The organism is Aminobacter sp. J41 (assembly GCF_000526635.1).
Classification (GTDB): Bacteria; Pseudomonadota; Alphaproteobacteria; order Rhizobiales; family Rhizobiaceae; genus Aerobium.
The window spans coordinates 1-9,105 of the sequence record NZ_JAGL01000061.1 but is presented as its reverse complement, the minus strand read 5'-3'; the positions used below and the strand labels follow the sequence as shown (position 1 = coordinate 9,105).

6 protein-coding genes and 2 riboswitches are annotated in these 9,105 nt (G+C 59.4%); all 6 genes read right to left on the bottom strand.

Annotated features, from left to right (window positions below; all coding sequences use genetic code 11):
* A partial coding sequence (locus tag L630_RS22690) for a helix-turn-helix domain-containing protein (RefSeq protein WP_156941774.1) occupies positions 1–194 on the bottom strand: 194 nt, incomplete at its 3' end.
* A 139-nt stretch (positions 195–333) separates the two neighbouring features.
* Entirely contained in the window at positions 334–621 is a 288-nt protein-coding gene (locus tag L630_RS0119865; protein WP_144708884.1) for a hypothetical protein, read from the bottom strand.
* A complete protein-coding gene (locus tag L630_RS0119860) occupies positions 618–1,724 on the bottom strand; it encodes a hybrid-cluster NAD(P)-dependent oxidoreductase (protein ID WP_024849938.1) in 1,107 nt (368 codons plus the stop codon). The genes L630_RS0119865 and L630_RS0119860 overlap by 4 nt, the downstream gene beginning before the upstream one ends.
* 14 nt (positions 1,725–1,738) lie before the next feature.
* Positions 1,739–2,986 (bottom strand): aromatic ring-hydroxylating dioxygenase subunit alpha, encoded by a 1,248-nt coding sequence (locus tag L630_RS0119855; protein WP_024849937.1) that lies wholly within the window; start codon positions 2,984–2,986, stop codon positions 1,739–1,741.
* A gap of 116 nt (positions 2,987–3,102) precedes the next feature.
* Positions 3,103–3,317, bottom strand: a riboswitch (cobalamin riboswitch).
* Between the two features lie 154 nt (positions 3,318–3,471).
* On the bottom strand, positions 3,472–4,587 hold the full coding sequence (locus L630_RS0119850; protein WP_084466241.1) for a ribonucleotide-diphosphate reductase subunit beta: 1,116 nt from the start codon (positions 4,585–4,587) through the stop codon (positions 3,472–3,474).
* 26 nt (positions 4,588–4,613) lie between these two features.
* Positions 4,614–7,493, bottom strand: a complete 2,880-nt coding sequence (locus L630_RS0119845) for a ribonucleoside-diphosphate reductase subunit alpha (RefSeq protein WP_186445310.1) — start codon at positions 7,491–7,493, stop codon at positions 4,614–4,616.
* A gap of 101 nt (positions 7,494–7,594) precedes the next feature.
* A riboswitch (cobalamin riboswitch) is annotated at positions 7,595–7,800 on the bottom strand.
* Between the last annotated feature and the right edge of the window lie 1,305 nt (positions 7,801–9,105).

Sequence of the window (9,105 nt, the reverse complement as noted above, 5' to 3'; positions counted from 1 at the left end):
GCATCGAGCTTCGATCGTGACGGTTGGCCCTGCTTGCGCGCTTCCGTTTCGCCTGTCTCGCGATAGCGCCGATACCAGGCCCCGGCCGTTGAGATCCCGATACGGAAGCGTCGTGCCGCCTCCCGCGTCGAAACCCCATCTTCAATCGCCGCAATAACTCGACCGCGAAGGTCCCCGCTCAAGCTCCTCGTCATCACCACCCTCCTGGCAAATCACCAAGAGCAGTGAATCAGACTAAACTGATCCCGTGAATCCTCAAACCGACTCTGTGTTCATAAAAGATGCTCTAGCTTGCTGCGAAACTCCGGCTTCGCTCGACGTATCGTGTCGCCGTCAGCGATCCGATACGTCGTCTTGCCTTCTCCGAACGCTGTCATCGGCGACGGCCAGGAGGAGCAGACGCAGTTGCTGAACGGATGGGTGTAGCGCGACTGCCGAGCGGTCTATCATCTCGATCTGGTTGCGCGCAGCCGCTTCAAGGCAGGCATTCGGTTGCACCGAGACGAGCCAGTCGGCGAACACTTCCTCTGGCGGTGGCAGAGGTGAAACCTTTGCCAGCGTCGCCCTATCTCGGCGTCTTCGACCAACTGTATCCAAACCGTCGCGTTCCGATGTTTTCATGCGTCCACCTCTATTGGGGATAGTGGGCGGGAACAGCATGCGAGCACGTAACCGCTTGAAATGTCCTGCTGACTGATACCGCCGTTATGACGCATCTCGACATCGCCAGAGCGTTTGAAGACCCTGCACGTACCGCAAATGCCGGACTGGCACGCCGAAGGAATTCGCACACCTGCATTGCGAGCAGTTTCCAAAATCGTTTGCCCCGGTGGGCAGTGGCCACGTTTGTTTGAACCAAGGAAGGTGACGGTCAGCTCGGACGACGTCGGCTCTAAATTTCGCTCCTCACCTTCCATCTGGGCTGGTCGCGCAAAGGAGGAAGCGCCAAAGCTCTCCTGATGGAAATGCGCCATGTCGAAACCTTCCGACCTGACGATTCCGCTGACCGCAGACATGAAAGGCTCGGGGCCACAGCAGAAGATTTCTCTCCGCATGAAATCCGGCGCGAGAAGCGCGAGCTTGTGACGGTCGACACGGCCCATCAGGCCACCCCAAGGCGAGACCGCCGAACGCATTTCGGGCAGGAAGCCGATCGTCAGATTGGGCATCCGACGCGCAAGCATCTCTAGTTCGTCGCGAAAGATAATGTCCTCTGGCCGACGTGACGAATTCACGAAGGTGACGTCAGCCCCAGGGTCGCAGTCGAATAGCCAGCGCAACATGGACATCATCGGCGTGATGCCAGATCCAGCTGAGATGAAGAGGTACTTCTTTGCCGGATGGAGCATCAGGCTGAAATGCCCATTCGGCCCATAGGCGCGGATACGCGAGCCGGGCCGAACATTTTCGAACATCCAGCGTGTGCCAACTGAGGTTGGTTGTGCCTTGACCGTGATCGAGATCGCGTATGGCCGAGACGGGGATGAAGAGACCGTGTAAGTCCGATGCAGATCTCCGTCCTTGGTACGCAGTTCGACGGTTATGAACTGGCCAGGCATGTATCGAAACCACCCGCCGTCCTCGACCGCGAATGTGAACGTTTTCACCTCCGGTGCCTCATCAACCACGCTGGTACAGACCAGCATCTGGCGGGTAGCGTTCCACGGTTCGATCTCGTCCAGAGGAAGCGGGACTGGAACCGTGCCTGTCAGCATCAGGGTCATGTCCAGCGCTCCACTCAGGCGACGGATCGCAAAGAGGGCTGGCTGCTGCCAGACAGGCGCTTTTCCATGAACTCGGCGTACCAGTTGATGAATTGGATGACGCCGCCCTCGTGTATCTGGGAGTAAGGGCCGGGTTGGTAGGCAGGCGACTGGATGCCTCTCGCATTGTCTTCGACGATACGGCGATCCTGATCGTTGGTCTCGGTCCAGACATGGATCAGCTCGTCAAGGCGATAGTCGATGCCTTCGACCGCATCCTTGTGCACCAGCCATTTCGTCGTGACAGCGGTTTCTGTCGCGCTAATCGGCAGCACGCGGAACGTCACCGCATGGTCCGAGAGAATATGGTTCCAGGTCGTCGGGTAATGATAGAGCAGCAATGAGCCGATTCGATCCATGTGGACATTGTCCGACAGGCGCATCTGCACGGCCTTCCGCCCCGAGATCGTGTAGCTGATGGCGTCCCTTAGCAGAGGCACGCGCGTCACGCGATACTGTCCGCTCTCGTCAATAGTGAACGCACTCGGCAATCCGATGGCTTCGCATTTTTCCCAGTGAGCGACGATTTCGGGATCGTCTTGCGCGCCGGACACCCCCGTTACCGTCGGGGCCTCTGGAAAGGTCTTGCAGAGCTCTGGGTGGTTTGCCGCGCAGTGGTAACACTCGCGGTTGTTCTCCCAAACCAGCTTCCAGTTTCCCTTCTCAATGATCGTGGATTCGAAGGCGACCTTGGCCTCCCTGAGGCGGTGCGGCAGGAAGAACGGCTCCATCATTGCGCGGAACGGCGCGAAATCCATTGGGTCCTTCGCGAGAGAGATGAAGATGTAACCGCCGGCGGCCTCGCAGGCGACCGACTTGAGGCCGAACGCAGACGTATCGAAGTCATCGCCCATCTGACGCGCGAACAGGAGCGATCCGTCGAGATCGTAAGTCCATTGGTGATACGGGCAGACCAGCTTAGCGGCTGCCCCCTTGTGCTCAAGGCACACCCGGCTGCCGCGATGGCGGCAGGAATTGTGGAGAGCGCGGATCTGGCCATCATCACCACGCACAACGATGACCGAGTAGGCTCCAACCTCGACGGTGAAGTAGTTTCCTGGGGCAGGAATTTCGCAGTCGTGACCGACGAAGAGCCAGTCACGGTACCAAACGTGTTCCAGATCAAGCTGGTAGTATGCGGGATCGATATAAAAGGGCCGATCGAGGCTAAAACCGGGCTTTCGGTTCCGCAAGCGCGCCAGCATTTCGTCGTGAATATCCATGTCCGTCCTCGCCTTGGCACAAGGACTGAACTGGTGGTTGGGGTGGAGGAGTTGGTCACGCGCGCGTCGCCGACGTCGCCTTGAGCGCTCTGCCACTTGACCGCCCACCGCGATCAGTCGTTTCAGATGTTCGAGGCTGGTTTCCGGGCTCCGAAGCTGGCCAATTGGCCTTTCCGACACCTTCCCAAGCTCTCGCCCAGTGGCTTCACGTCGGGTTTTGCGCTTCGCTACCGTTGCGGGGGCAGCGCCGGCTTTCTCTTCTTGAGGACACCGGCTTCCCAATTATCCTGCCGACACGACGTCGGAAGGCACCTTGAACGACCTGATCAGATCACACGGGCATTTTCAGGGTGGGCGCGAAAACGACATGCCCACGCGAAAACGCGACAGCTGCAAACTCGACACGCCTGCGCGCCGATACACAGGTGCTGCCATAGCAACCGCCGAGCGCGGTCTCACACGCTCGGCGAGTCAATGTTGAGGTCTCAATCCCAACTCAACGCGCCGCCGCTCTGGTACTCGATCACCCGCGTCTCGAAGAAGTTCTTTTCCTTCTTGAGGTCCATCGCTTCTGACATCCACGGGAACGGATTTTCGACGTCGGCGAAGACAGGTTGCAGCCCGAGCTGTGCGCAGCGGCGGTTGGCGATGAAGTGCATGTACTGCTCGCACAGCGCCGCGTTGAGGCCAAGGAAGCCGCGGGGCATGGTATCGCGTCCGTAGGCTGCTTCCAGTTCCGCGGCCTCGGTGATCATTTCGCGAACCTCGTCCTGGAAGGTTTGCGTCCACAGGTGCGGATTTTCTATCCTGATCTGGTTGATGACGTCGATGCCGAAATTCAGGTGGATCGATTCATCACGCAGAATGTACTGATACTGCTCGGCAATGCCGACCATCTTGTTGCGCCGGCCGAGCGACAGGATCTGCGCAAAGCCCGTGTAGAACCACATGCCCTCGAAGATGACGTAGAAGGCGACGAGATCGCGCAGGAATGCCTGATCGGCCTCAGGTGTGCCCGTCCGGAAGTCCGGGTCGTCGAGATTTTGGGTATGCCTCAGCGCCCAGGCGGCCTTGTCCGTGATCGACGGCACCTCCCGGTACATGTTGAACAGCTCACCTTCGTCGAGGCCGAGGCTTTCAACGATATACTGGAAGGTGTGAGTGTGGATCGCCTCCTCGAACGCCTGCCGAAGAAGGTACTGGCGGCATTCGGGGTTGGTCAGGTGGCGATAGATCGCGAGCACGATGTTGTTGGCAACCAGAGACTCCGATGCGGCGAAGAAGCCGAGGTTGCGCTTGAGCATGCGCCGCTCGTCCTCGGTGAGACCGTCTCGCGACTTCCACAGCGCGATGTCGGCCTGCATGGATACTTCGGTCGGCATCCAGTGGTTGTTGCAGGCGGCCAGGTACTTTTCCCACGCCCAACGGTACTTGAGCGGCAGGAGCTGGTTCACATCGGCCCGTGCATTGATCATGCGCTTGTCGTCGACCGAAACGCGCGCGCCGCCCCGTTCGATCTCGCCGAGGCCGGTGGCATTGCCTGCGAATTTATCTGGCCGCGCGGGTTCAACGTCTGATTTCGGTTCAGTCCAGTCGAGCATGCTTCCTGTCTCCTTGTTCTTGCTGCTCACTGGCAGGCTTCACATTCGGGGTCGTCAATCGCACAGGCCTTGCCCCATGCACCGTTCGCTCCCGCCGGCACGGTTGCAGGCACGAGGGTTGCCGGCCTCACCGCGTTGAGCTTGCCGTCCGTTCCCTTCAGGGTCGATTTCTCAACGTGCGTGGCCGAGCGGGAACGCAGGTAGTAGGTGGTCTTCAGGCCCTTGTTCCAGGCAAGCCGGTAAAGCTCATCGAGCTTCCTGCCGCTTGGATTGGCGATGTAGAGGTTAAGCGACTGCGCCTGATCTATCCATTTCTGGCGGCGCGATGCCGCTTCGATCAGCCACTTCGGTTCGATCTCGAACGCGGTGGCATACAACGCCTTGAGGTCATCGGGGATCCGGCCGATCTCGCCAACTGATCCGTCAAAGTATTTCAGGTCCGAGACCATGACCTCGTCCCATAGCCCCCTTGCCTTGAGGTCGTGCACCAGCTGTGCGTTGACGACCGTGAAGTCGCCGGACATGTTCGATTTGACGAACAGGTTCTGGTAGGCGGGTTCGATCGACTGTGAGACGCCGCAGATATTCGAAATTGTGGCAGTCGGCGCAATTGCCATGGTGTTGGAGTTGCGCATACCGACGGTCTTTACACGCTCGCGAAGACTGTTCCAGTCGAGGGTGCGGGCTTCATCCATGCTGAGGCTAGGCCGCTCTTCCTTCAGCAGCCGGATCGAGTCGATCGGCAAGATGCCCTTGGACCAGAGCGAGCCCTCGAAGCTCTCGTAGCGGCCACGTTCGGCCGCAAGGTCCACCGAGGCCGAGATCGTGCAATAGCTGATCGCTTCCATCGACCAATCGGCAAATTCGACGGCAGCATCGCTGGCATAGGGGATTCGCAGCTTCTGCAGCGCGTCCTGGAAACCCATCAGGCCGAGGCCGACGGGGCGGTGGCGCAGATTCGACGCACGCGCTTCCGGGATTGTGTAGAAGTTGATGTCGACCACATTGTCGAGCATGCGCATCGCGGTGTGGACAGTACGCGACAGTCGATCAAGGTCGAGGCCGCTCTCGTCGAGGTGGTTGAGAAGGTTCACGGAACCGAGGTTGCACACGGCGACCTCGTCCTTCGAGGTGTTTAACGTGATCTCGGTGCACAGGTTCGAGGAATGTACGACGCCCGCGTGCCTTTGGGGCGAGCGGATGTTGCACGGATCCTTGAACGTGATCCAGGGGTGACCTGTCTCGAACAACATGGTCAGCATCCTGCGCCACAGCTCGACGGCGCGGACGGTGCGGAAAACCCTAATCTCGCCGCGTTCTGCCTTCTCCTCATAGGCGACATAGGCTTTCCGGAACGCTTCACCGTAGAGATCATGCAGCTCTGGCGTCTCGTCCGGGGAAAACAGGGTCCAGTCACTGTCCATCTGGACACGTTCCATGAACAGATCCGGTATCCAGTTGGCCGTGTTCATGTCATGGGTTCGCCTGCGGTCGTCGCCGGTGTTCTTGCGCAGGTCGAGGAACTCTTCGATGTCGATGTGCCACGTCTCGAGGTAGGCGCATACCGCACCCTTGCGCTTGCCGCCCTGGTTGACAGCGATGGCGGTATCGTTCGCGACCTTCAAAAAGGGTACGACGCCCTGGCTAAGGCCGTTGGTGCCCCTGATATGCGCGCCAAGGCCGCGGACCGGCGTCCAGTCGTTGCCGAGCCCGCCAGAATATTTGGCGAGAAGCGCATTGTCCTTGATGCCCTTGAAGATCGCCTCGAGGTCGTCGCCGATCGTTGTTAGGAAGCAGGAGGAGAGCTGCGGCCGTGTGGTGCCCGAATTGAAGAGGGTCGGCGTCGACGCCATGAAGTCGAACGAGGACAGGAGGTCATAGAACTCGATCGCCCGCGCCTCCCGGTCGGCCTCACGCAGCGCAAGGCCCATAGCCACGCGCATGAAGAAGGCCTGGGGCAGCTCGAAACGCTTACCCTCGACATGCAGGAAGTAGCGGTCGTAGAGCGTCTGCAGGCCGAGATACTGGAAGCTCAGGTCGCGCTCCGGCTTCAACGCTGCCCCGATGCGTTCGAGATCGAAGCACGCAAGTTCGGGGTCGATGAGGCCCGCCTCTACACCCGTCCTGATGAAGTCGGAAAAGTAGCTGGCATAGCGCGTCGTCATTTGCGCCTGGGTCGCCTGTTCCGGGCGCCCACCGATGAAGGTCAGCGCTTCGCGCCGAAGCCGGTCGAGAAGGAGACGTGCGGCAACGTAGGCGTAATTCGGCTCCTGCTCGATGAGTGTGCGCGCGGCCATGATCGGCGCAAGCGACAGCTCGTCCTGGGTGATGCCGTCATAGAGGTTTCGCCTCGCTTCCGCGAGGATCGGGTCAGGTGACACCGCTTCCAGCCCTTCGCAGGATTCCGCGATGATCCGTGCAAGGCGCGCTACGTCCAGCGGATGCAGGGTGCCATCTCCGGCAGTCATCCGCAGCGCAGGCACTGCAGCCCCCGCAGCGGCCTGTTCAGCTGCGCGCTCGCGGGCGCGCTCTTCACGATAGAGGACATAGGCGCGGGCAACCTTGTGGTGTTCGCCGCGCATCAGGGCAAGCTCGACCTGATCCTGCACATCCTCGATATGGAACAGGCGGCCTTCGCCCGAGCGCCGCATCAACGCATTTACTACCTGGGAAGTCAGTTCCTCGACGGCTTCGTAAACGCGCCGGGAGCCTGCTGCCGCACTTCCTTCTACCGCGAGAAATGCTTTCGTGAGGGCGATGCTGATCTTTCGGGCGTCAAACGGCGTCACGGTGCCGTTGCGGCGTACGATACGGTAGGCAGGTTCAGCGGAGCCGCTATCACCGGATTCGCTGGAAAGAGGAACGAAGCTCGTTCGCTCGGATGGAAAGGTAGAAATCGTCGACATCATATCCCCGTGTCGTTGATGGACGGGGAAGGCAGGACGCATGATTCACGGCGAGGAGCGCCGCTTCAGCCGATGCGCACCGCCGGGACACCCCGCCCGAGGTTCGAAAAATGCGTCACGGCAGGTCTCCTGGCTCGCAGGTCACTGCTTCTGCCAGCCTTCCCAGTGCCTTGGCACCAGTGGCAAATTCGGCAGAAGCTCGCTGCTTACAGTTGCGGGGGCAGCGCCGGAATCCCGTCAGGTCACCGGCTTCCCTCTTAGCTTCCGAACCCGAAGGGCACGGAAGACCGTAACGACTAGATATTGAGCTGCTAGAGGAACGTATGTCAATTTCTGGTTCCGCCGTTGGAGAGATTTCCCCTGTTTCCGGCGCAGACATCTCACTGCGATCAAGGGGGCGCGAGGGCGACGACAGCGTCTAGGTCCGCAGAACATCCCCATCGGCTGTGGGCAGTTCAAGCATGATGAACTGCCCGGACTTACCGTGGCAACCGCAAAAATACCCAACCGAGGTCCTATACCCCGCATGCGCAGGGAAGCCGAGCCCCTCTCGTCTTCGTAGGCCGCGCGCAGGGGCCTATCCCCGCATGCGCGGGGGAGCCACACCCGATATCCGCTGGTTTAAGCAGATGCTGTGATCGCTTCAATGTGCGAAATGGGGGCCACGTTGCCGTCGAAGTACGACGCCCACCTGAATGACAGCTTTCCTGGGTCTACGGGTCAGAAGCGGTCGGTCAGCACGCCACCCCACCTATAACACCAGGGATAGTATTTCTGTAAATACGGGGCCGGCTGCGGACTGCCTGCCCTGCCAAAATGTTCGGTATCCATCTTGTGTCTATGAACAAGGGACCTCAATGCTGCGAATGCTAGCAACCGCGGCAATGAGATCCGCCTAACGGCTCATGCCTGATTTCGCGAGGATGGACTTCACGTGGCTTCTCATGGTCTCCTTGCTGAGCTTAAGCGACTCCGCCACCGCCTCAACCGTCTATCCGCCACCAGTTCTCGAGCGACCTTCGCCTCGTTCGGCGACAAATCATACAGGCCCTGCATTGTCTCCGCTTTCGAGACCCTTTGACGGTTGACAGGGGTGGTGATCAGGAAAGCCGCGGCATTCGTGAAGATGTCTCTTGCGTCACCTTTGATAGGGACAAAGTGAATGATGGCAGGGGGACGATCCTCGTAAATGGGGAACGGGAACGATTTGCTGTCTCAGCGATCCTGCTGATAGCCTTGGCGCGTGGTATCTACTCTCGAGTTGCCCTGACGCTTGCTTGTCGGTTTGCGAGTTCTATGATCTCGTATCTGGAGAGCTTTCCCTTCTCCAACAAGGCTTCAGCAATTCGATCCAGGCTGCAGCGGTTCGCCTCGACAATCCTCTTGGCGCGCTTGAATTGCTGTTGCAGAATTTCATTGACCCTCCCCCGAAGCGTACCGTCCACACGAAGTGCAGCAAATAGTTGTGATTTTTCATGGAATGAGGACCCTGTTTAAGGGGTGATTTTCGTCCAAACGGGACCCCTTAACGTGGGGTCATCAAAATGCCTCCGGTTTTATCGGAGGCATTTGTGTTTTGGATGTTGATTGTGGAGACGATTGCAAAGATACG

Coding starts and splice junctions, on each gene's coding strand:
- L630_RS0119865 (WP_144708884.1), bottom strand. CDS start 621: ATGAAAACATCGGAACGCGACGGTTTGGATACAGTTGGTCGAAGACGC.
- L630_RS0119860 (WP_024849938.1), bottom strand. CDS start 1,724: ATGACCCTGATGCTGACAGGCACGGTTCCAGTCCCGCTTCCTCTGGAC.
- L630_RS0119855 (WP_024849937.1), bottom strand. CDS start 2,986: ATGGATATTCACGACGAAATGCTGGCGCGCTTGCGGAACCGAAAGCCC.
- L630_RS0119850 (WP_084466241.1), bottom strand. CDS start 4,587: ATGCTCGACTGGACTGAACCGAAATCAGACGTTGAACCCGCGCGGCCA.
- L630_RS0119845 (WP_186445310.1), bottom strand. CDS start 7,493: ATGTCGACGATTTCTACCTTTCCATCCGAGCGAACGAGCTTCGTTCCT.